At 63.6% G+C, this 20,305-nt stretch carries 17 protein-coding genes; 10 read left to right on the top strand and 7 right to left on the bottom strand.

Annotated features, from left to right (window positions below; genetic code table 11):
• Positions 1-107: 107 nt before the first annotated feature.
• The 4 genes from H7A12_07325 (at position 108) to H7A12_07310 (ending at position 3,859) form a co-directional block, all read left to right on the top strand.
• Positions 108-974, top strand: coding sequence for an LLM class flavin-dependent oxidoreductase (locus H7A12_07325; GenBank protein ID MCP5320621.1), 867 nt, complete (start codon positions 108-110; stop codon positions 972-974).
• Between the two features lie 212 nt (positions 975-1,186).
• Positions 1,187-1,798, top strand: coding sequence for a glutathione transferase GstA (gstA, locus tag H7A12_07320; protein MCP5320620.1), 612 nt, complete (start codon positions 1,187-1,189; stop codon positions 1,796-1,798).
• A gap of 50 nt (positions 1,799-1,848) precedes the next feature.
• On the top strand, positions 1,849-3,276 hold the full coding sequence (gene hemN, locus H7A12_07315) for an oxygen-independent coproporphyrinogen III oxidase (protein ID MCP5320619.1): 1,428 nt from the start codon (positions 1,849-1,851) through the stop codon (positions 3,274-3,276).
• An 82-nt stretch (positions 3,277-3,358) separates the two neighbouring features.
• Positions 3,359-3,859, top strand: coding sequence for an SRPBCC family protein (locus H7A12_07310; protein ID MCP5320618.1), 501 nt, complete (start codon positions 3,359-3,361; stop codon positions 3,857-3,859).
• A gap of 56 nt (positions 3,860-3,915) precedes the next feature.
• Here the strand turns inward: H7A12_07310 and cysI are convergent, their stop codons facing one another.
• On the bottom strand, positions 3,916-5,658 hold the full coding sequence (cysI, locus tag H7A12_07305; protein MCP5320617.1) for an assimilatory sulfite reductase (NADPH) hemoprotein subunit: 1,743 nt from the start codon (positions 5,656-5,658) through the stop codon (positions 3,916-3,918).
• 8 nt (positions 5,659-5,666) lie between these two features.
• Positions 5,667-7,508: an assimilatory sulfite reductase (NADPH) flavoprotein subunit gene (locus H7A12_07300; GenBank protein ID MCP5320616.1), complete on the bottom strand. Its 1,842-nt coding sequence runs from the start codon at positions 7,506-7,508 to the stop codon at positions 5,667-5,669.
• 286 nt (positions 7,509-7,794) lie between these two features.
• Between H7A12_07300 and H7A12_07295 the strand changes: the two genes are divergently transcribed.
• From H7A12_07295 to H7A12_07275, 5 genes are all read left to right on the top strand, one after another.
• Positions 7,795-8,334 (top strand): hypothetical protein, encoded by a 540-nt coding sequence (locus tag H7A12_07295; GenBank protein MCP5320615.1) that lies wholly within the window; start codon positions 7,795-7,797, stop codon positions 8,332-8,334.
• A 252-nt stretch (positions 8,335-8,586) separates the two neighbouring features.
• A complete protein-coding gene (gene recA, locus H7A12_07290; protein ID MCP5320614.1) occupies positions 8,587-9,621 on the top strand; it encodes a recombinase RecA in 1,035 nt (344 codons plus the stop codon).
• A 20-nt stretch (positions 9,622-9,641) separates the two neighbouring features.
• On the top strand, positions 9,642-10,109 hold the full coding sequence (locus tag H7A12_07285) for a regulatory protein RecX (GenBank protein ID MCP5320613.1): 468 nt from the start codon (positions 9,642-9,644) through the stop codon (positions 10,107-10,109).
• Between the two features lie 3 nt (positions 10,110-10,112).
• On the top strand, positions 10,113-10,871 hold the full coding sequence (locus H7A12_07280; protein MCP5320612.1) for a rhomboid family intramembrane serine protease: 759 nt from the start codon (positions 10,113-10,115) through the stop codon (positions 10,869-10,871).
• A 363-nt stretch (positions 10,872-11,234) separates the two neighbouring features.
• The gene (locus tag H7A12_07275; GenBank protein MCP5320611.1) at positions 11,235-11,384 is read left to right on the top strand and encodes a hypothetical protein; all 150 of its coding nucleotides are present in this window, start codon (positions 11,235-11,237) and stop codon (positions 11,382-11,384) included.
• A gap of 229 nt (positions 11,385-11,613) precedes the next feature.
• Here H7A12_07275 and H7A12_07270 read toward each other — a convergent pair whose 3' ends face one another.
• From H7A12_07270 to H7A12_07255, 4 genes are all read right to left on the bottom strand, one after another.
• A complete protein-coding gene (locus H7A12_07270; GenBank protein ID MCP5320610.1) occupies positions 11,614-11,871 on the bottom strand; it encodes a hypothetical protein in 258 nt (85 codons plus the stop codon).
• Between the two features lie 88 nt (positions 11,872-11,959).
• The gene (locus H7A12_07265; protein MCP5320609.1) at positions 11,960-12,724 is read right to left on the bottom strand and encodes a hypothetical protein; all 765 of its coding nucleotides are present in this window, start codon (positions 12,722-12,724) and stop codon (positions 11,960-11,962) included.
• 292 nt (positions 12,725-13,016) lie between these two features.
• A complete protein-coding gene (locus H7A12_07260; protein ID MCP5320608.1) occupies positions 13,017-14,291 on the bottom strand; it encodes a minor capsid protein in 1,275 nt (424 codons plus the stop codon).
• A 123-nt stretch (positions 14,292-14,414) separates the two neighbouring features.
• The gene (locus H7A12_07255) at positions 14,415-17,384 is read right to left on the bottom strand and encodes an insulinase family protein (protein MCP5320607.1); all 2,970 of its coding nucleotides are present in this window, start codon (positions 17,382-17,384) and stop codon (positions 14,415-14,417) included.
• 494 nt (positions 17,385-17,878) lie between these two features.
• On the opposite strand from H7A12_07255, the gene H7A12_07250 reads away from it, so the two are divergent.
• The gene (locus tag H7A12_07250) at positions 17,879-19,168 is read left to right on the top strand and encodes a GGDEF domain-containing protein (GenBank protein ID MCP5320606.1); all 1,290 of its coding nucleotides are present in this window, start codon (positions 17,879-17,881) and stop codon (positions 19,166-19,168) included.
• Here H7A12_07250 and H7A12_07245 read toward each other — a convergent pair.
• Entirely contained in the window at positions 19,149-20,261 is a 1,113-nt protein-coding gene (locus tag H7A12_07245; GenBank protein MCP5320605.1) for a hypothetical protein, read from the bottom strand. The two genes, H7A12_07250 and H7A12_07245, sit on opposite strands and share 20 nt — an antisense overlap.
• Between the last annotated feature and the right edge of the window lie 44 nt (positions 20,262-20,305).

Genomic DNA, 20,305 nt, shown 5'->3' with positions numbered 1-20,305 from the left:
AAGTGCCGTTGTCATACAGCGACTGCTTCGCTGCATCTGTCGCCGAAGGGCGGGCCCGGTACAATGAACCGCACTGACAGGAGCCGGAGCCCGAGATGCAGATAGGCATGACCTTGCCGATCATGGAGCCGGATGTGGATCGCACGACGCTGGAAAAATGGGCGTGCGCGGTGGACCAGGGGCCATTCGGTTCGCTGTGTTTCGGCGAGCGCATGGCGTTCGACAATCCGGAAACCATGACCTTGCTGGGCGCCTGCGCGGCATGGACGCAGCGGGTGCGGCTGAAGACGACGGTGATCGTTGCCCAGCTCCATGACCCGGTGATGCTGGCGAAGAGTCTGGCGACAGGCGACATGCTGAGCCGCGGTCGGCTCACGGTGGGCCTGGGCATCGGTGGCCGGATTGAGGACTACGTGGCGGTTGGCGCAGACCCTGCGACGCGCAATCACGCGGATCTGGCGGCGCGCGTTGCGATCATGAAGCGGGTGTGGGCCGGCGAGAAGGTGGTGTCGACGCTGCAGCCGATCGGTCCGGTGCCGTGGCACCAGGGCGGCCCCGAGCTGCTGGCCGGAGCACAAGGCCCCAGGGCAGTTCACGCCGCTGCCCAATGGGCCGACGGCATATCGGGTTTCAGCTTCGATCTGAACATGGAGAATGTGGCAACTGCATTCGACCAGGCGCGGGCAGCCTGGCGCGATAGAGGCCGCCCCGAACCGCGACTGACCACATCGTTCTGGTTCGCCATCGGGGATCGGAGTCGCGCGCAGGTGCAGCGCCACTTGCGCCACTATTTCAACTGGATCGAGCCTGCAGCACTCGAAGCGATGCTGCCCGTGACGGGATTCGCGGGCACGCTGGCGCAGTTGAAGCGCGTGCTGGATCAGCTCGAGGATCTGGGTGCCGACGAGGTGCACCTGATTCCCACCAGCGACGACGTCGATCAGGTTGCGCGTATCGCGGATCTGATTGCATGAGGTCGATCCGGAAGCGGTATTCGCCATCACACATACCCCTGCTCTGGATGCGTGATCGCGTGTCCGGTGCCGGTGTGGCCCTGTTGGCCGGGCATGCGTAGAATGCTGCACACAAACGTGCAGCATGCCCATCCCGCATCCGGTTTGCAGCGGCCCTGTGCCGTGATTCCACCCCGATCCACGCGATCGTTTTCCGAGGAGGTCGTTTGTCCATGAAACTCTTCTATTCTCCAGGCGCCTGTTCGATGGCAGCCCATATCCTGCTCGAGGAAACCGGCAAGACATATGCGTGCGTGAGCGTCGATATCCGGGACCCGGCGCACAAGACATCGAGTGGCGAGGACTTTCTCGCGCTGAATCCGAAGGGTTATGTGCCGGCACTGGTGCTCGATTCAGGTGATGTTCTCACGGAAAATTCGGCACTGCTGCCGTGGATAGCAGCACAGGATCCGCAGCGACGGCTGATGCCTGCCGAGGGTACGCTGGAAAACTACCGCGTGCACGAATGGCTCGGTTTCATCGGCACCGAGATACACAAGAGCTGCAGCCCTCTTTTCAGGCCGGACGCGTCGCCAGAGGTGGTCAAATCCAGTCATGCAGCGCTCAAGCGGCGGCTGGGCTACGTCAATGAGTCGCTGGCATCGAAACCCTACCTGACCGGCGAAGCATTCACGCCGGCAGATGCCTACCTGTTCGTGGTGCTGAGCTGGTTCGCACACCTTGCCTTCGACTTGGCGCCTTATCCGCACCTGCAGGCATTCCAGGCGCGTGTCGCCGCACGCCCGAGCGTGCAGAAGGTGCTTCGGGCGGAAGGACTGGCGTAGATGGTTCTGCTGTTCGAGTTGGTTGTGCGCACCGTTGTGGACGTGACGACATGAACATTGCCACGCAGGGTCTTGCGCTCGACCTGCAGACTATCCGTTTCCCGGACCTCGAGATGTCGGAGGAACTGGTGCGGCGCTTCGACCGTTCCGGTCCGCGCTACACCTCGTATCCGACGGCAGATCGCTTCGAGGAGCAGTACCCGGTATCGTCCTACCTCGCTCATCTCGGGCGACGGGCCACGGCGGCGCAGGTGGCGCCGCTGTCGGTTTATGTGCATCTGCCGTTCTGCGAATCGCTGTGCTACTTCTGCGCCTGCAACAAGATCATCACGCGCGATCACGGCAGCGCAGCGCCTTACCTGAAGACGCTGTTCGCCGAGATGGAGATGCTGAGTCCCCATCTCGGTGCGCACCGACAGGCGGTGCAACTGCATCTGGGAGGTGGTACTCCCACCTTTCTGGCTGCCGCCGAGTTGACTGCGCTGATGGACGAGTTGCACCGGCACTTCGCGTTCACGCCCGACGCCGAGATCGCCGTGGAGATCGACCCGCGTACCGTCAGCTCCGATACGCTCGTGATGCTCGCGGGGCTGGGCTTCAATCGCACGAGTTTCGGGGTGCAGGATTTCGATCCCGAGGTGCAGGCCGCGGTCAACCGCATCCAGCCGTATGAGATGGTGCGCAATGCACTGCAGGCGAGCCGCGACAACGGCTTCAGATCGATCAACACCGACCTGATCTACGGCCTGCCGAAACAGACGGTGGACAGTTTCAGCCGCACGCTCGATCGGCTGATCGAACTCTCTCCCGACCGCATCGCGCTCTACAACTATGCACACCTGCCCGAGCGTTTCAGGGCCCAGCGGCTGATCCACGCCGAGGATCTGCCGTCGGCGGAGACGCGACTGCAGATCTTCTTCATGTCGGTGCGGCGGCTGCTCGAGGCGGGTTATGTCTACATCGGCCTCGATCATTTCGCCAAACCGGAGGATGAACTCAACCGCGCCCGGCTCGAACACGGGCTGCATCGCAATTTCCAGGGTTATACGACCCGTGCGGAATGCGATCTGATCGGCTTCGGTGTCTCGGCGATCGGCAAGATCGGTGATGCCTACGTGCAGAATCACCATTCGATCAAGGCGTATGGTGAGCGCATCGAGGCGGGCGAGCTTCCGGTCGACAAGGGCTTCGATCTGAGCCGCGAGGACGTGATCCGGCGCGAAGTGATCATGGCGATCATGTGCAGCATGCCGATCGACTTCAGCGCTTTCGAAGTCCGCTACGGAGAGCGTTTCGAAGCGCGCTTCGCCGATGAACTCGCGCGCCTCGAACCGTACGCCGAGGCGGACCTGCTCGAGGTCGACGCGCAGTGCCTGCGTGTGTTGCCGAAGGGGCGTGTGTTCGTGCGCGCGATCGCGATGGTGTTCGATCAGTACATCGGACGTCCGCGCAGTGCGCGCTACTCACGATTGATCTGAAACGGGTGTCTGCGATCTCGCTGCGCCGGCCATGGTGTGCGGCAGGTGAGGTTGAATATCGGGATTTGCCGGAGGAAAGATGATGGAAGAAGGGGATATCCGGCTCGGCCGGATCCGCCGTGTCGACGGCGGTTTCGAAGGCCGGCTCGAGCGCCATATCGGGCATGATCGCAACACCGTCTGGCGCAAGCTGACCGATGCCTCTGCGCTGCCCGAGTGGCTGGCGCCGGGCTCGATCGAGTTGCGCAACGGTGGCGCGGTGCGGATCGATTTCGCCGACAGCGGTACGACGATCGACAGCACGGTGCTCGAACTCGATGCACCGCGCCTGCTCGTCTATTCGTGGAGCAGCGGCAACGAGCCTGCGCGACCGCTGCGCTGGGAGCTCGAAACGATGCCGGAAGGCACCCGGCTGGTGCTGACCGTAGGCGTTCCGGAAGGAGAGGATCCGGCCAAGGCCTGCGCCGGCTTCGACGCACACCTCGAGATGCTGCTCGCGGCGCTCGAAGGCGTTTCGATCGGCTTCCCGTTCAAGCTCTATGTGGCGGCACGCAAGGGCTATCAGGAGCAGCTCGGACAGTAGCCGGACCGGACACGGGGCGCGGGCAGAGGCGCGCACGCACGGTGGCGAGCCGGGGCTCAGGGGTCGTACGACTCGCTCCCGTGCGCCACCGCACGCACATGGCCTGCGCGGATCACGAAATCGCCGAAGTGCTCGCCGTCGTGGCGGTCGCGCGCGTAATGGGCAAAAAGCGAGTCCAGTTCTTCGAGGATCTGCGCTTCGTTGATGTTTTCCCGGTACAGGCGGTTCAACCGCTGGCCGTGATGGCCGCCGCCCAGGTACATGTTGTAGCGCCCGAGCGCGCGACCGGTGAATGCGATTTCGGCAATGTAGGGTCGCGCACAGCCGTTCGGGCATCCCGTCATGCGCAGCGTGATCGGCACCCCGCCAATGCCATGCCGTTCGAGCAGCGGCTCCAGCTTCGAGACGAACTGCGGCAGATAGCGCTCGCTTTCGGCCATCGACAGCCCGCAAGTCGGCAGACCGACGCACGACATCGAGTTCAGGCGGATCGTGCTTGCACGGTTGTTGTGGTCGAGCCCGTGACGTTCGAGCAGCGCGTCCATCTGCGCCTTGTCTGCCTCCGCGACGTTTGCGATCACCAGATTCTGGTTCGGCGTGACGCGGAATTCGCCGTGGTGCACACGAGCGATCTCGCGCAGCCCGGTCATCAGTTGCAGCGCCTCGGCGTCGATGATGCGGCCGTTCTCGATGAACAGCGTATGGTGCCAGCGTCCGTCCGACCCCTGTGCCCAGCCGAAATGGTCGCCGTTGCTGGTGAATGTGAATTCGCGCGCCGGTTCGAGTGCAAACCCCAGCCGTTGCTCGATTTCCGAGCGCAGCCACGGTAGCCCCTTGTCGTCGACCGTGTACTTGAAGCGTGCCCGCGCGCGGTCGGCCCGATTGCCGTAATCGCGCTGGACCGTGACGATGGTGTGTGCGAAATCCAGCAGCTTCTCCTTCGGGATGTAGCCCAGCAGATCCCCCAGGCGCGGATAGGTTTCCCGCACGCGGTCGGTGCGTCCCAGACCGCCGCCGACGGTGATGTTGAAGCCGAGCAGCCGCTCGCCGTCGGCGATCGCGATCAACCCCACATCCTGGCTGTAGACGTCGATATCGTTGGACGGTGGTATCGCGAAGCCGAACTTGAACTTGCGCGGCAGGTAGGTTTGCCCGTAGACGGGTTCTTCCGGTTCCGACGAGGCGTATTTCTCGCCGTCCAGCCAGATCTCGTGGTAGGCGCGCATGCGCGGGATCACGTGATCCGATGTGGCACGCGCGAGCTCCAGCACTTCACGGTGCAATGAGGAGAGATGCGGGTTGATCGAGGACATGATGCCGCGCGTGTCGTCGCCGCAGGCGGCGATGGTGTCGAGCAGGACCGCCTGCAGCCCCTGCATCACGCGCTTCACGTCGCGCTTCAGCACACCGTGGAACTGGAAGGTCTGGCGTGTGGTCAAGCGCAGCGAAGGCGAGCCGTGGCGAAGTGCGAGCTCGGAGAGCTGCAGCCACTGCGCCGGCGTGCACACGCCGCCGGCCAGACGGACGCGGATCATGAACTGGTACGCGGGTTCGAGTTTCTGGCGCCGGCGCTCGTCGCGCAGATCGCGGTCATCCTGCTGGTAGATGCCGTGAAACTTCATCAGCTTGGCATCGTTGTCGGACACTGCGCCGGTGAGCGCGTCTGCAAGGCTGTCGAGAATCGTTCCGCGCAACTGCCTGCTGCCGGCCTTCAGGCGTTCGTCGGCGCTCAGCTTCTGCAGCGGCTGCGAAAGATCCGTGCTGCGGTCGACGCTTGCGTCGGGAGTCGGATTGCTCACATCGAACCTCAGTAGACGTCTTTCTGGTAACGACCGGCGGTCTGCATTTCCAGCAGCGTCTCCTTGGCGAGTTCGGTGTCCAGACTGCCGTGCTCGGCCAGTATGGCGAGCAGGGCATCCTGCACATCCGCGGCCATGGACTGGGCATCGCCGCAGACGTAGAGATGCGCCCCTTCGGCGATCCAGCGGTAGAGTTCCTTGCCGTGTTCCAGCAGACGATGCTGGACGTAGAGCTTCTGCTGCTGGTCGCGCGAGAACGCCACCTCGGCGCGTGTCAGTAGACCATCGCGCAGCCACGCCTGCCATTCGGTCTGGTACAGGAAATCCGTACGGAAATTGCGCTCACCGAAGAACAGCCAGCTCCTGGCCGTGATGCCGAGTGCCTCGCGCTGTTGCATGAAGGCGCGATACGGTGCCACGCCGGTGCCGGCACCGATCATGACGATGGGCGTCGCTGTGTCGGCAGGCAGACGGAAGTGCTCGTTCTGCTGCACATAGACGGGGATGTTGTCACCGAGTGCGAGGCGATCCACGAGATGGGTGGAAGCGACGCCGTGGCGTTGGCGCTCGTGCAGGTGATAGCGTACCGGCGCGACGCAGAGATGCACTTCATCGGGAACGAATTCGAGGCTGGATGCAATGGAGTACAGCCGCGGTTGCAGCCCGCGCAGGGCCTGGACGAAATCCTGTGCTGCAAGGCCGGACACCGGGTGAGACTGCATCAGGTCGACTACATGCGTCCGCGCCATGAACCGGGCGCGCTCTTCGCCCTCGAGTCGTGCCAGTTCCGTGGCACCCGACCACTGCGCCCATTTTTCCAGGAAGCGCGGCGTCAGTGCGGTGATTTCATATTCCGATTGCAGCGCCTGTTGCAGCGTGGTGGCGCCGTTGCGTCCGGCGATGGTCTCGGTGCCCGACCAGCCACCGAGAGCGATCAGATCGCCTGCCAGTTCCGGCTCGTTCTGCGCCGCCACGCCCAGCGCATCACCGGGTAGGTAGCGCAGCCCGGAGCCTTCCAGGCTGATCTCGAGATGGTGCGTGTCCTTCGACGAGCCGCGACCACTGAGCCGCTGGCTGGTGCCGATTCGAGCCACAAAGGGGTTGTGCTTGCCGTAGGCGGGTACCGTGACAGCAGGTGCCGACGCCGCGAAGGTCAGGCTTGAAGCCTGAGCCGTGACCTGCGTTTGCGACGTTTCCTGCTTCAGCTTGTCGAGCAGGGCATCGATCCAGCGCCTCGCGTCGACCTCGTAATCCACATCGCAGTCGACGCGATCGTGCATGCGGGCGGCACCCAGTTCGGCCAGACGCCGATCGAGCAACTTGCCCGCCTCGCAATATTGCTCGTAGGTCGAATCACCCAGGGCCAGCACCGCAAAGCGTGCCTGCTCGAGTTTCGGAGCCTTGGTGCCGGTGAGGAATTCGAAAAACGGCACCGCTGGCCCGGGAGGCTCTCCCTCTCCGTAGGTACTGGTGACGAACACCAGCGTCCGCTCGTTCTTCAGTTCGCGCGTCTTGTAGCGTGCAAGGTCTTCGAGCGAAACCACGAGGCCCTGTGCCCGTGCACGCTCGGCGATTTCATGAGCCAGCGCTCGGGCATTGCCGGTTTCGCTGCCGTAGAGGATGGCAATTTTCGTCGGTGACGCGCCTGCGCCAGTGTGCGTCACCAGTTCGCCGAGAGCGGTCGTCGCCGACGCTTCGAGTGGAGCGAAACCGCTGCGTGCCTCGGCGATACCGGCAAAATAGCCACTGATCCAGAACGCCTGTTCGGCGTTCAGCGATCGCGCCAGGGCGCGGAGCAGCTCGCTCTGCGTACCATCGATGGTGGCACCCAGCAGCGGTGGCGGAATCATGTTCATGACGTTTTCCCCTTGCTGATCGGAGCGCTGGAACTGGGGAGGTCTCATCGGCTTCGATCAAGCGGATTGCGACGCGCACCATATAACCTGAAGCACTCGAAACGAAGAATTTGTTTGTTCTTTACTTATAACGCGGTGACTCGATCATGCGGCTGTCGGGTGCGTTTTCGGCGCGGGTGGGTGTGGGTGGTACCACCCCGTGACGGGGCGGGTTATGCTCGCGGCTGACCGGGCACAGCGATACTGCCCGCGCATCAACAAGCGACATAAGGAAAACACCATGAGCCACGGCGCAACCACTCCTGCTTCCAGCAACCAGAATGCGGTACCGATGACACCCGGCAAGGGGTTGCTGGTCCTGCTCGGCGTCATCGTCGTGATCGGCAGCTTCATCGCATTGGGCAGCGCGCTTGGCGTCAAGCAGTTCTGGATTGCGTTCCTGTTCCTGCTGTACTGGACCGGTGTGGAGCACGCCGCATTCGACAAGCTGCTGGCGTGTGTGGCTGGTGCGGTGGTGGGATTGGCGCTCGCCTGGTCGTTGAGTCTGTTCCCCGCCTGGTTCGGCGAGAAGTACGGAATGATCTGTTTCGGACTGCTGATCCTCGTCACTGTGTACTGCCAGATCATGGGCTGGCTGCCGGTGGTGGTGAACCTCGCGACGATGCTGTTTCTTACCGTTGGCACGATCCCTCCGATACACGAGCACCTGGATTATGTCGAGACCTTCAAGACATTGGCGCTGGGGTTCGTGTACTTCATCGGTCTGGTCTGGATCGGCACGCTCGTGATGGCGAAGCGGGCCACGGTGCAGCAGGCTTAGCGCCGAACATTCGTTCGCGACCGGTCTGTCCGCACACTCCCGTTACCGGCATTCTGCTTGCGAACCGGCTTACGCCGGAGCCCGTGCGCGGTGCTGGCGCCGCGGGTATAGTGCGCTTGCCACCCGATCGCGACGCCCGAGCATGGATGCACGACGGCAGGCGGTTGCCGGAAGCTGGATATTCATCCAGTATTCTGCTTGAATATACAGCATCCGCAGATTCTCATTCACAGCACACCCGAGGGGTCGACCATGGACGCGAACAAGCAGAAGGCACTGGATGCGGCGCTGGCGCAGATCGAACGCCAGTTCGGCAAGGGCACCGTGATGCGCATGGGCGACCGGACCCAGGAGTCGATTCCAGCCGTCTCCACCGGATCGTTGGGGCTGGACATTGCACTTGGCATCGGCGGCCTGCCGCGCGGAAGGGTAGTCGAGATCTACGGCCCGGAGTCTTCGGGCAAGACCACACTCACGCTGTCGGTGGTCGCCGAATGCCAGAAGCTCGGTGGTACGGCAGCGTTCATCGACGCGGAACACGCACTCGATCCGACCTACGCCGAAAAGCTGGGGGTCAGGGTGGAGGACCTGATCGTCTCGCAGCCGGACACCGGTGAGCAGGCGCTGGAAGTCGTCGACATGCTGGTGCGTTCCGGTGCGGTCGACGTGGTCGTGGTCGACTCGGTGGCCGCGCTGACGCCGCGCGCCGAGATCGAGGGCGAGATGGGCGACGCACACGTGGGGCTGCAGGCGCGGTTGATGAGCCAGGCGCTGCGCAAGATCACCGGTCATATCAATCGATCGAACACGCTGGTGATCTTCATCAACCAGATCCGCATGAAGATCGGCGTGATGTTCGGTTCGCCTGAAACCACCACCGGTGGCAACGCGCTGAAGTTCTATTCGTCGGTGCGTCTGGACATCCGCCGCATCGGTTCGGTGAAGGACGGCGAGGAAATCGTGGGCAACGAGACGCGCGTCAAGGTCGTCAAGAACAAGGTGGCACCGCCGTTTCGCGAGGCGCAGTTCGACATCCTGTACGGCCATGGCATCTACCGCATGGGCGAGATCATCGAGCTTGGCGTGAAGCTCGGATTGATCGACAAGTCAGGCGCCTGGTATTCGTGCAAGGGAGAGCGCATCGGGCAGGGCAAGGCCAATGCGGCGCGTTTCCTTGCAGAGAATTCCACGCTGGCGGCTTCGCTGGAAGCCGAGATCCGCGCCAAGGCGCTGACCTTGCCGGGTGGTGCGGTCGAAGTGGAGACCGAGGTTCCGGAGGAAGTCTGACTGTCGGCAGGAGTACTGCGATGGCGATGCTGCACCGTGCAGTGACGCCCACCGATGATCCTCTGGTCGTGCGGCGTACGGCACTCGATCTGCTCGCGCGCCGTGAGTATGCGATGCGCGAACTTGCAGTCAGGCTGTCGGCCCGCTTTGGGTCCGGGGCGCCCGTGGACGCAGTCGTGCAACAGCTACACGAGGAAGGGTTGCAGAGCGATCAGCGTTTTGCGGAATCCTTCGTGCGCGGGCAGCGCCGGCGTGGACGCGGGCCGCTGCGGATCCTGCATGAACTCGCCGAACGTGGCGTGGAGCGCGAGCTGGCTGCAGCCTGCGTCGACGCCTCGGCTCCCGAGTGGGTCGAGGTGGCGCGGCAGTGGAAGTGTCGTCGACACGGCGAAGCACGACCGGCGACGCTGGCCGAACGTCAGCGCATCGCGCGCCAGTTGCAGCAGCGTGGTTTCGATGCCTCGCAGATCCGCCGCGCACTGGACTGAGGCGTGTTTCCACTCTACGACGACAATATCCGGCTGCACCTGCCGATCGGCACGCTACTGATCATCTTGGCGAACGCGCTGGTGTGGTTGTTCGTGCAGGGATTTGGCACCGAACAGGCACTGGCACACTCGCTGTGCATGCATGGGCTGATTCCAGCCGATCTGCTCGGAGCGGCTCCGATCGGCACCGAGGTGGCGCTCGGGCGTGGACTGGTGTGCGTGATCGACGGCAGCGGCAACTGGTTCAGCCTGTTCAGCTCGATGCTCATGCACGGCGGCTGGCTCCATATCATCGGCAACATGTGGTTTCTGTGGGTGTTCGGTGACAACGTCGAGGACCTGATGGGAACCGTACGCTTTGTCGTGTTCTACCTGCTCTCCGGTCTCGCTGCAGCTGCTGCGCAGATTTTCTCGGATCCGGGCAGCGTGATGCCGATGGTCGGCGCCTCGGGTGCGATCGGTGGAGTCCTTGGCGCCTACGCACGATTCTTTCCACGCACCCACGTGCACACGCTGATCTTTCTCGGCTTCTACGTGACCACGGTCGCGGTGCCGGCCGTGTTTATGCTTGGCTACTGGTTCCTGATCCAGCTCGCGAGCGGGCTGCTCGGCGACGGCGGGGCCGGTGTTGCGTTCTGGGCCCACGCCGGTGGTTTTGGTGCGGGCCTCTTGCTGTCGATGCTGCTGGTCAGTCCGCTGCGCGTGGCGGAGCACCGGGCTGGCCAGCGCCGGGAACTGTCGTCACAGTACCGGTGGTTCTGAGCGGGGTGTTCCCGGAGCCTGCGGGCACACGCAGCGTCATCGCACGTTGAGCCCGTTTTGCACGTGCTGGCCCTGTTGCAGTCATTCGCGCATCGAGCAAGGTCATGGCGTCGGCAAGCCTCACGACATCTATCCCTGCCTGCACAGCGGCCCGCCCGACCCCCGCAAGACTTGGCAGGGCAAGCGCTGCCGCCCCGTAATGCCCCAGGCGCTTGAATGCCCCCGTCAGCCGCTCCAGGCTGCCCGACAGCCTGGCCATCTCGGACTGCGCTTGCGCCGCGCTGGCGGTGATCTTGATGTCGACGTTGTTGGTCATGATAGGCTACCCTCTAGCTGCCATTCCGAACCGAGGAGAATGCCGACATGCCGATCGAATTTCCCATCATGGGAATCCTGCTCGTGCTGTCACTCGTTCCGATCGTAAACAGCATCGCCATCCCTGCATTCCTGCTGATGTTGTTCGTCGTGCTGCCGATTCGCCTGTGGCAGGCTATCGGTGACATCGGGCGCTAACCCTCCGGATCGGAAGGTTCCACCACCACCCCGAACGCCTCGAGAGCTGCCAGCACATCCGGATCGCTCAGCGGATCGGCACACTCTTCGCCGCACCCCGTCAGCTGGGCAAGGAACTTGCTTACGTCCTGCGCCTCGCCCCACACCGCGAACCGCGTGGCCTGCAGCGTGATCGCCGCCCGCTCGGCCTCTCGGCGCCGGATCGCGGCCAGGTGCGCCGTGACCTGCGCTATGGTGTAGTCGAGGACTCCGGGCCAGCCGTGGCCGTTGGCGAGGAGCTCGGCAAAGGCGTCATCCCAAGTGTCGCCAGCGTCGTCTCCGTCGCCGCGTTCAGCGCGGGCAGTACCCGCCGGACGAAAAAATCCGCGTTGACCTCGACAACCGCCGTCACCAGCGGGAGAAACTCATCGGGCAGCAGCTCGCCGAGCCAGTCTTCGGTCTGATCGGTGGCAATCGCCACTGCTCGCACCAGGTCATCGCCGCCCACTGCAATCGCCGTTGCCAGGTCGACGGATTCAGCAGTTGAACATTCGGCATGAAGACGAGCACCTTGCCGCCCGCTGCGGTTCCATGAGTCAACCCGAGGCTCTGCTGGTGACGTTCTTGAAGTTGCCCGTCTGCGTCACTTCCTGCGCTGCGGTGAGATCCAGCGCGAGGTCGTCTTGCAGGCGCTCGATGTCGCGCTTGCGAGCATCGGCCTTGAACTGACGCAGCGCCGCCAGCTCGGCAGCCGTGTTGCTTGCCTCGGCGTCTTTCGCGCCAAGCTGCGCCTCCAGCTCGGCGATGCGAGCCTTGAGTTGATCAAGGTCTGCCATGGTTGGCTCCTCCGGTTGATGATCGGTGTGTCGTCGCGCGAACGCGGCAACGGACGTATTCGGGTCAGCGCCGACAGGCACGAAAGACACTTCGCGCAGCTTCGCGTTGCGGAAAATGGTGTCGACGGAAAGAGCGCGCCCGTTCAGCTCGATGCTGCGCCGGTCGCCGTTTTCCACCTTCCCCTGGATGCCGACGGACATCTGCCACGGCGCGCCCTCGGCAAACAGCGCGGCGACTTCCTTGCCGGCATCCGACGCGGTGAAGAACTCACCGGACACCAGCACCTGGTTTCCCGCGAGACGCGCACTGAGCTTTCCGGCACGCTTGCCCGGATCGTGATCGACCAGGGCGAAGACCTGTCCTTGCGGGAGCTCCATCGTCGAGAGGTCGATGGCGGCATCACCGTGCCAGCCGTAGCCGGGAATCACGCCGCCCGAGTAGGCCACGCCCTCGAAGCGACGCGGCAGGCCCGCCTCGTCGCGTTCAGCGACGGTGGGCGTGAAGGTGAAGAATGCGGTTTCCATGAGCACATGGAATCGCATTCGTGGACGTGCGTATGCATGAAGGGTTTCACTGTGCCGGCACAGCCGCCGTGCGGTATACGAAACATTCCGAGTGGATATTCCCGATAAACGAAACCCGCCTATGCCTCGACGCCGTCAAGACCAGATCGCGCGGTGGCATGGTTGATCGGACTGCGCACAAGAGGCTAGACTCAACCTGTAACAGTCGGCCGACGAAGCCAGCCGGAATGCGCAGAAATGCGTACGCGTCAGCAGGAACCGACTGGGGGAGGCGTGGACGGCTACACGCCTTTCACATTTGCGGTCGTCGATAAATCACCAGTCCCTCATGCTTCGACTTGAAGTATTTCGCATCGTAGGTCTGATATACCGACCAACCAACCCACGCTCCCGACATCTGCCGAAACACCGCAATCGCATGCAATACCTTGTCGTGCAGCACTTGGCGCGAGAGAAAATATAAACGCGCGGGGCCTTCGTCGTGAGCAACCAAACGGATTTCGTCTGGATTCTTGACTGTCTCTGCGAAATACAGCGCATACGGTCCGCGTCCTCGTTTGTTGGCTTTTGACTTCGCTCCGTCCCGCACGGGGTTGTGGTTCATGAACAACGAGGCAGAGATTTCACGTCGCAAGAACGGTAACGGTGCGTCCTCAATGTCACTCGAAAAAACCTTCTCGTTCCACTCTGCGCCAAACTGTTTCATGAACTCGCCGAGATAGAACCGATCGCTTTGTCCGGCAGGCAGCAAGGGCAACGTTCCTTGTTGCGGTCGAGGCATGGGCAGGTTCTGATCGGGCAGCGCGTCGAGCATGCCCAACAGTGTTGCACCGGTCGGCGAACAATCGATATTGGCATGTGGATCGCGCTTCTTTCTGCCAAAGCCGAACGGTCCTGGCAGGCACGCAGACTGACGTTCACGGATGATGTTTCGCAGCGTCTCATCCCACTGCATCGGCTTTCTGCCCCACCCGTCGTCATCGGCGCGCATCTCGGGCGTTTCGGGCTGGTTCAGTCCGCGCCCGTTGCGCGAACGGATCTCGGCCTGCTCGGCATCGAGCTGGATCAGCGTGCAGCGGCAGTTATGGCCCATCGGCGGGCTGTGCGTGAGCCAGAACGGATCATCGACCGGGCGGATGATGCCATCGAGCGCACGGTGCGCCGGGCGCGTGCGGGAATCATTCACCGCGTCATACATCAGGTACGGCTGATCGTCCTTCGTCTCCTCGAAGCGCCGCCAGTGCCCCGCGCCGTAAGCGGTTTGCACGGCATTGCGAAAAATGGTCTCGAGCCGATGCTTCGGCAGCTCCCACGGCTGCGATGCCGCCCAGCGCTTGAAGTCGGCGAAAGTGCCGCCGTCCTCGATGTGCTTCCCCATGCGGTCCAATACGCCCTGTACCTGGTCGAGCGCAGTCAGTCCGGAAACAGTGAAGGCAAGCCTGCGCGCCTCGGCGGGCAGCTGGTGGTAGTACGCATCCGGCAGAACAGACTTGCGCGCGCGGGCTGCTTCGATGGCCTCCTCGAACGGCAGATCGAAGGCGATCGAGAACGGCACTTTCCGCGGCATGGCTCAACGCCGCCGCGTCTGTGCTTGTACGCTGGCCTTCCAGCTGGCGACGACACCGCCGCTGGTGGCATTGATGTCAGCGACGTAGAACGCGCCGTGCGAATCCCGGCAACGCGCGCCCGTTCATAGAACATGCATCGATGTATTGGCGAACGCGTCGAGTGCGCGCAACTCCGCTGCCCCGCCCGGGTTCGTGATCACGGCGACACTGGCACGTGTCGGATCGAGCCAGGTCGCCGCGACGCGCAGCAGATCATCGAGGCCGACCGCGAGTACGCGTGCGCGGAATTCGCGTCGTTGCTCGGGCGTGCGCCCGAACAGGTTCTCGTGAAAATGCTTCTTCGCCTCACCGGCTGGTGAGCCGGGTTTGTCGAGCGAGGCAATCACGCCGAGGATCGCTTCCTCGACCTGCTGCCATTCGTGCCGGGTGCCGTGCAGCCAGTCGAGTGCGGCATCGAAGTCCGCCAGCGTGGCGGCGTGGCGCGGATCACGGTACGAGTAGAAGCGGAACGCGGCGATGCCGGCGTCGTGCGAGGCGCCACCGCCGTAGGCTCCGCCCTGTTCGCGAATCGCGCGATGCAGGAAGCCGTTGCGCAGGAACCCGGCGAGCACCGTCAACGCTGCCGCGTCGGGATGCGAGGTCGGCACCGTCGGATAGGCCTTGGCACAGAAATTCACCTGCGTGCTGGTCTGCCAGATCTGGTGCGCACCCTCGCGTATGGCAGGCGGAGCGAAGCAGGTGCCGATTGCAGCGGCAGGCGTGGTGCGCCAGCAGTCCGCCAGTGCCTGCGTCGCATCGTCCTCGTGTGCGGGGTCGGCGACCAGCAGCAGTTGGCGTGGAGCGGTTGCGATCGCCTCGTGCAATTGCCCCAGCCGTGCCGCGAACTGCTGCAACTCCTCGTCCGACTGCAGCGCCTTTTCCAGTGCACGTGTGCGCCGGATGCCCTCCAGTCCCGACAGGTTGTGCGACAGCAGCGCGGCCGGGCTCATGCGGCTCGACGCTGCTGCCATCGCGAGGCTGTGGCCGCTGCCAGTGATCGACTGGTCACGCCGCGCACGCATCTGGCTCAGCAGTTCGCGCAGGCGCTGCAGTTCGTCGAAACGCGGTGCCAGCAGCGTCTCGTGCAGCAGCGCGAACATCGAGGAGGCGTTGCGCGCCAGTGCCTTCGAGGAGACCACCAGCACGCCGCGTGTGCGCTGCGCGTCGTCGATCGCACCGCGGATCGTGGTGCCGGCGCTCACGCCGCCACTCACCGCGGCCTGCAACGCCTGCGTCTGCAGGTAATCACGACCGGCGCTGCCGATCTCGCTGAGGAAGTTGGCGTAGTAGGGCAGCAGCTCCTCGAGTTCGGGGGCGAGTTGCGGCAGGTCCACCACGACCTGCTGGTACACGATGCCGTTGGTGCCACGCGTGTACGCGGTCAGCGGCTGCGTCGTCGATGGCAGTTGGCGCGCAGTGATTTCCGCTACCTCCAGCGGCACATCGGCAATCGTCACGCGCGGCAGGCAGGAGTCGTCGGGTTTGCTGTTCTGCCGTTCGACGAGCGTGGCTGCCGTTGCGACGATACGTGCGCAGTCCTCTTCGTCGAGCGCCGTGCGGATCGCTGCCAGACGCTGTTCCTCCGCTACGCGCCTGCGTTCGGCGAGCATGCTGTCCGGATGCATCGCGAGGCGTACCCGGTGCGGGTTGTCGAGCAGCAGCTCGCGGACCAGGCGTTTCACGAATCCGGGATCCTCGATGTCCTCGGCCAGCTTCTGCAGCACCGGCTCGATGTTCAGCACCGCAACCGGATCGCCGCGGTGTACGGCGCCGCTGATCGCCATCAGCAGCAGTTGCAGCCCGAACGGGTAACCGTCGCCGCCGATTTCGCGCTGGTGCAGTTCGAGCTGATGCAGTACGGCTCGAACCTGTTCCACCGGAACGCCGTTTTCGGCGATGTGCTGCAGCGTATGCAGTACCAGTTCTTCCACGGCCGTTGCACTGCCGGTGTCGCAGCCTTCGAGACCGCAGCTGAACACGATCTCGCGGTTCGAGTCCTCGAGTCCGCACAGTGGCGACGGTGCGCTGCCGAGTTCGCTGGTCTCGAGCGCGAGTTGCAATGGCGAGGAACTGTTGTCGAGCAGAATGCCGTTCAGCAGATGTGCCTTCAGCAGATCCTCGAGGCTGGTCGACTTGCCGAGCAGCCAGCCGAGTACCACATGGCTCTTGCAGTCCGCATCACCTTCCTCTTCCCACGCATAGGCTTCCTCCACGCCGAGCGGTGCGTGGTAGCGCTTTTCGTCCGCGACGGCGATCTCGAGAGGCAACGGCTCGAAACGCGCGAGCGCCTGCGATTCAAAACGCTGCTGCAGTTCCGCGGCGGCGATGTCGCCGTAGCTCATGAAGACGGCGTTGCTCGGGTGGTAATGCGTGCGGTAGAACTCGCACAACTGCTCGTAGCCGAGGTCCGGAATGTATTCGGGATCACCACCGGAGTTGTAGTGGTAGGTGGTGCTGGGGAACAGGTACTTCGTCAGGGTTTGCCACAGCAGGCTCGAGATCGCGCTCATGGCGCCCTTCATTTCATTGAAGACCACACCCTTGAACTGCAGTGGCGTCGACGGATCGGACGGCGTGGCGAACTCCAGGCGGTGGCCTTCCTGCGCGAAGTCGTACGGGTCGAGACGGGCGAAGAACACCGAATCCAGGTACACATCGAGCAGGTTGAAGAAATCCTTGCGGTTCTGGCTCGCGAACGGATACGCGGTCCAGTCGCTGCTGGTGAAGGCGTTCATGAAGGTGTTCAGCGAACGGCGCGTCATCATGAAGAACGGGTCGCGCACGGGGTATTTCTCGCTGCCGCAAAGTGCGGTGTGCTCGAGGATATGCGCCACACCGGTCGAATCCCGCGGCACCGTGCGCAGTGCGACCAGGAACACGTTTTCCGGGTTGTCGCTCGCGATGTGATAGTGCTGCGCACCGGTCGTCCGATGGCGGTATTCCTCGACGACGACCCCGAGTGTGGCGATCGGCTCGCTGCGGACCCATTCGAAGGCAGGGTGGGCCGTAGCCGGTGCAAGGCCTGGGGCAGGGCGTGTCTGGGTACTGCTCATGAAGTGCTCGGAGTTGCTGCGGGGATGGATCGTGATCGTCGCGTTTCAACCCCGGAGGGATGATGCGCGCGGCGGATTCTAGCCCGGGGATGGCAGGTGTGTTAAGGCGAGTTTCGGTGTGTGATTGCGCGATGCCGCTTGCATCCTCGCTGCGCCTGGGCGCCATGCCGCTCGCCCGATTCACGCTGACTGCCGGCTTCAACGGTTCCCTGTGCCTCGATTGGGGGGGGGGCGCGCGGAAGCCGGGAGGAGGAATGCCGTCGATTGGTGACGGCTTTCACGTTGTCCTTGCGTGACACCGGGCTCGCGAGCGCCACCGGCCTGATGAAATGCCGAAAGAACGCTATTATTCGCCAGGGTCGCGCGGGTCCGAACCGGAGATCGGCGAGACCATGCACGCCGCAGGACGCTGAACGAACATAAGGAAGCAAGAACCGTGATCGACTCGAAGCCGCTGCGCCTGCGTCCCGCGACGTCCGGCGGAGTCTGATTCCTTGCGTCAGGACAAGGAAAGAGGCTGGGGGGTCCAGCCCCATGTGCTGCTGGGCAGCACGGTATTGATCGCGGTGCTGATGCTGGCGCTGGTACTCATTCCACAGACGCTGTCCCGTCAGGCGCGGCTGGAAGTGCTGCGCAGCCACGTGGGCGAAGAGGCGCGGGTTGCTGCGTCGGTGGTGGATGGCGATGCACATCGGCACCTGATCGAAGGCCATGGCACAGCCGAGGAACTGGACGCCGCCAGGGCGCCGTTGCTGCGCCTGCATCGCGCCTGGCCGGAAGCCCGCTACGTGTACACGATGGGCATGCATGATGACAGGGCGTTCTTCGTGCTCGATACGGCCCAGGATCCGCTCCTTGCCGCCGAACGGGGTCTGCGCATGTCGCGCTATCTCGAGCCCTTTCAGCTGCGCGAGGAGTACGAGAGCGACTGGCTGGTTGAACTGGCCGCCGGTCTGACCTATGTGAATCCGCAGTATCAGCACGATGACTACGGCTATTTCCTGACCGGCCACGCACCGATTCGCGACTCGACCGGGCAGGTGTCGGGTTTCGTCGGCGTGGATTTCGACCTCGAGTATTTCCTTGCCGAAGAGGCGCGCTTCCGGCGCATTGAACTCGCCAGCCTCTTTGGCGCGCTGCTGCTGTCCCTGGTGCTGGGCTGGGTTTATGCCCGCCATCACTTCCTGCAGCAAGCGGAATTGCGTCGCCATTACGAATCGTCCATGAATGATTCGCTCAGCGGGCTCCTGAACCGGCGCGGCGCCGATACGGCCATCCGTTCGGTCATGGAAGGTGGTGCGACCGGGCATGACAGATTCCATGCTGCGCTGCTGGTCGATATCGATCACTTCAAGCAGATCAACGACACCTATGGGCACGCCAAAGGCGACTCCGTCATCGCACGGCTGGCGGAGGTATTGCGCATGCCGTTGCATGCCGGAGCCGTACCGGTGCGCCTGGGTGGCGACGAGTTCCTGCTGTTCGTGCCGGACTGCGACCAGGATGCGGCGAAGCGGATCGCCTCCCGCCTGCTGGATGAGGTGCGTGCGACGACAGCAAGCGGTGCTGCGCCGTTCGAGGTGTCCGTGGGTGTGGCCGTGGTGCAGGCCGGGGAAGGAGGCTTTGACCTGCTGTACCGTCGTGCCGACAGCGCACTTTACGAGGCCAAGTCCGGTGGCAAGAACCGCTACGCCATCTTCGATGCCTCCATGGCCGATATGGAGGACACGGACGGTGCCGACGCGTTCGGATCGTTCCGGACGGTCACACAAACAGCCGAATGAACACTACGATCCCTGCCAGCAGTATCAGTTTGATGGCTGACAGCAGGTTCCTCGACATCTGCTTCTTCATCTCTTCACGGGCATCACCACGAGCCCGCAACCACGGGTACGCGACGAGCCCGCCCCACAGCGCGACGGGAACCAGAGCGAGGAGTGCGAACCAGGCCACCCCATGATCGCCGACGCGCAGGATCGCTTCGGTGGGGTCGTAGGTCGCGTGGGGTATCAGCGGCGTTGACGGGTCACTGGTGCGCAACACCGTGTAGCGGGCGCCAGGAGCCGCACGAATGTACGTATCGCGTGACACCGCAAGACGGACGTGCTCGCTGGTCTCCTGGATTCTCCCCTCCAGGGTGTAGGCGGCCCGGATGCCATACGCGTGCGCTGGCGGTAACAGAGCGGTTGTGACGAAGGTCGCCTCACTGGCGGCGTCGGTGCGCAGCACGAGGTCGCCGTGCTCAATGGCGGCTTGCACGACCAGGAACGCGAAGAAGCCCAGTACGATGGTCATCAGGATCGCGCTCGGCACGCCGAGGATACGCAGCCATCGTGAGCGGCGTGCAGCCCGTCGGGTCGCCTCGAGTCCCTTGTGATGTCGCGTCAGCAGCAGCGAGGTTGCGGATACCGGATCGAGCTCCCGGTGTCCTTCCTGATCGAGGAAGTGGAGCTGCGTCGCCGCTTCAAGTCGAGCCAGCAGCCGCGCCAGGGTTTCGTCCAGGCCGGCGGTGCATGGCTGCTCGCTATCGACTGCGAGCTCGACCTCGACCAGGTTGTCGTAGACGGCGATCAGGATCCATCCGCACTCCCACGTGCCCTGCAGTTGCACGAACCGATGCAGGCGTCTGATGGCAGCCTCGGGATCGGGGGCGTTGCCGAGCATCGCCGGCAGGTCTGCGGTGTCAACGGGGCGTCGTTGCAGATTGGCAAGGCTTTGCATCAATCTATCGGCGATATCGTGTACCTGCCTTGCCAGGGAAATGCAGGCTTCCGGAGTCTCGTCCGCCGCCCAGCGTACATCGGCTGCCGGATCTGGATCCTGCAGCAGGAGTTCGGTGCGGCCGAGTACGAAATCAAAAGCGTAGATGGGGTGCATATGGCAACCGTTGCCAGCAGGTGGCCGGGGAGCACGGATTATGA

The sequence above is a fragment of the Pseudomonadales bacterium genome, from assembly GCA_024234165.1.
Taxonomy (GTDB): Bacteria; Pseudomonadota; Gammaproteobacteria; order Pseudomonadales; family UBA5518; genus UBA5518.
Note: the sequence above shows the minus strand (reverse complement) of the source record. Positions and strands in the feature narration are given on the sequence as shown.

Bases quoted from the DNA above. Each gene is read 5' to 3' on its own strand.
- H7A12_07325 (MCP5320621.1), top strand. From the start codon at position 108: ATGACCTTGCCGATCATGGAGCCGGATGTGGATCGCACGACGCTGGAA.
- gstA (MCP5320620.1), top strand. From the start codon at position 1,187: ATGAAACTCTTCTATTCTCCAGGCGCCTGTTCGATGGCAGCCCATATC.
- hemN (MCP5320619.1), top strand. From the start codon at position 1,849: ATGAACATTGCCACGCAGGGTCTTGCGCTCGACCTGCAGACTATCCGT.
- H7A12_07310 (MCP5320618.1), top strand. From the start codon at position 3,359: ATGGAAGAAGGGGATATCCGGCTCGGCCGGATCCGCCGTGTCGACGGC.
- H7A12_07300 (MCP5320616.1), bottom strand. From the start codon at position 7,508: ATGATTCCGCCACCGCTGCTGGGTGCCACCATCGATGGTACGCAGAGC.
- H7A12_07295 (MCP5320615.1), top strand. From the start codon at position 7,795: ATGAGCCACGGCGCAACCACTCCTGCTTCCAGCAACCAGAATGCGGTA.
- recA (MCP5320614.1), top strand. From the start codon at position 8,587: ATGGACGCGAACAAGCAGAAGGCACTGGATGCGGCGCTGGCGCAGATC.
- H7A12_07285 (MCP5320613.1), top strand. From the start codon at position 9,642: ATGGCGATGCTGCACCGTGCAGTGACGCCCACCGATGATCCTCTGGTC.
- H7A12_07275 (MCP5320611.1), top strand. From the start codon at position 11,235: ATGCCGATCGAATTTCCCATCATGGGAATCCTGCTCGTGCTGTCACTC.
- H7A12_07265 (MCP5320609.1), bottom strand. From the start codon at position 12,724: ATGGAAACCGCATTCTTCACCTTCACGCCCACCGTCGCTGAACGCGAC.
- H7A12_07260 (MCP5320608.1), bottom strand. From the start codon at position 14,291: ATGCCGCGGAAAGTGCCGTTCTCGATCGCCTTCGATCTGCCGTTCGAG.
- H7A12_07255 (MCP5320607.1), bottom strand. From the start codon at position 17,384: ATGAGCAGTACCCAGACACGCCCTGCCCCAGGCCTTGCACCGGCTACG.
- H7A12_07245 (MCP5320605.1), bottom strand. From the start codon at position 20,261: ATGCACCCCATCTACGCTTTTGATTTCGTACTCGGCCGCACCGAACTC.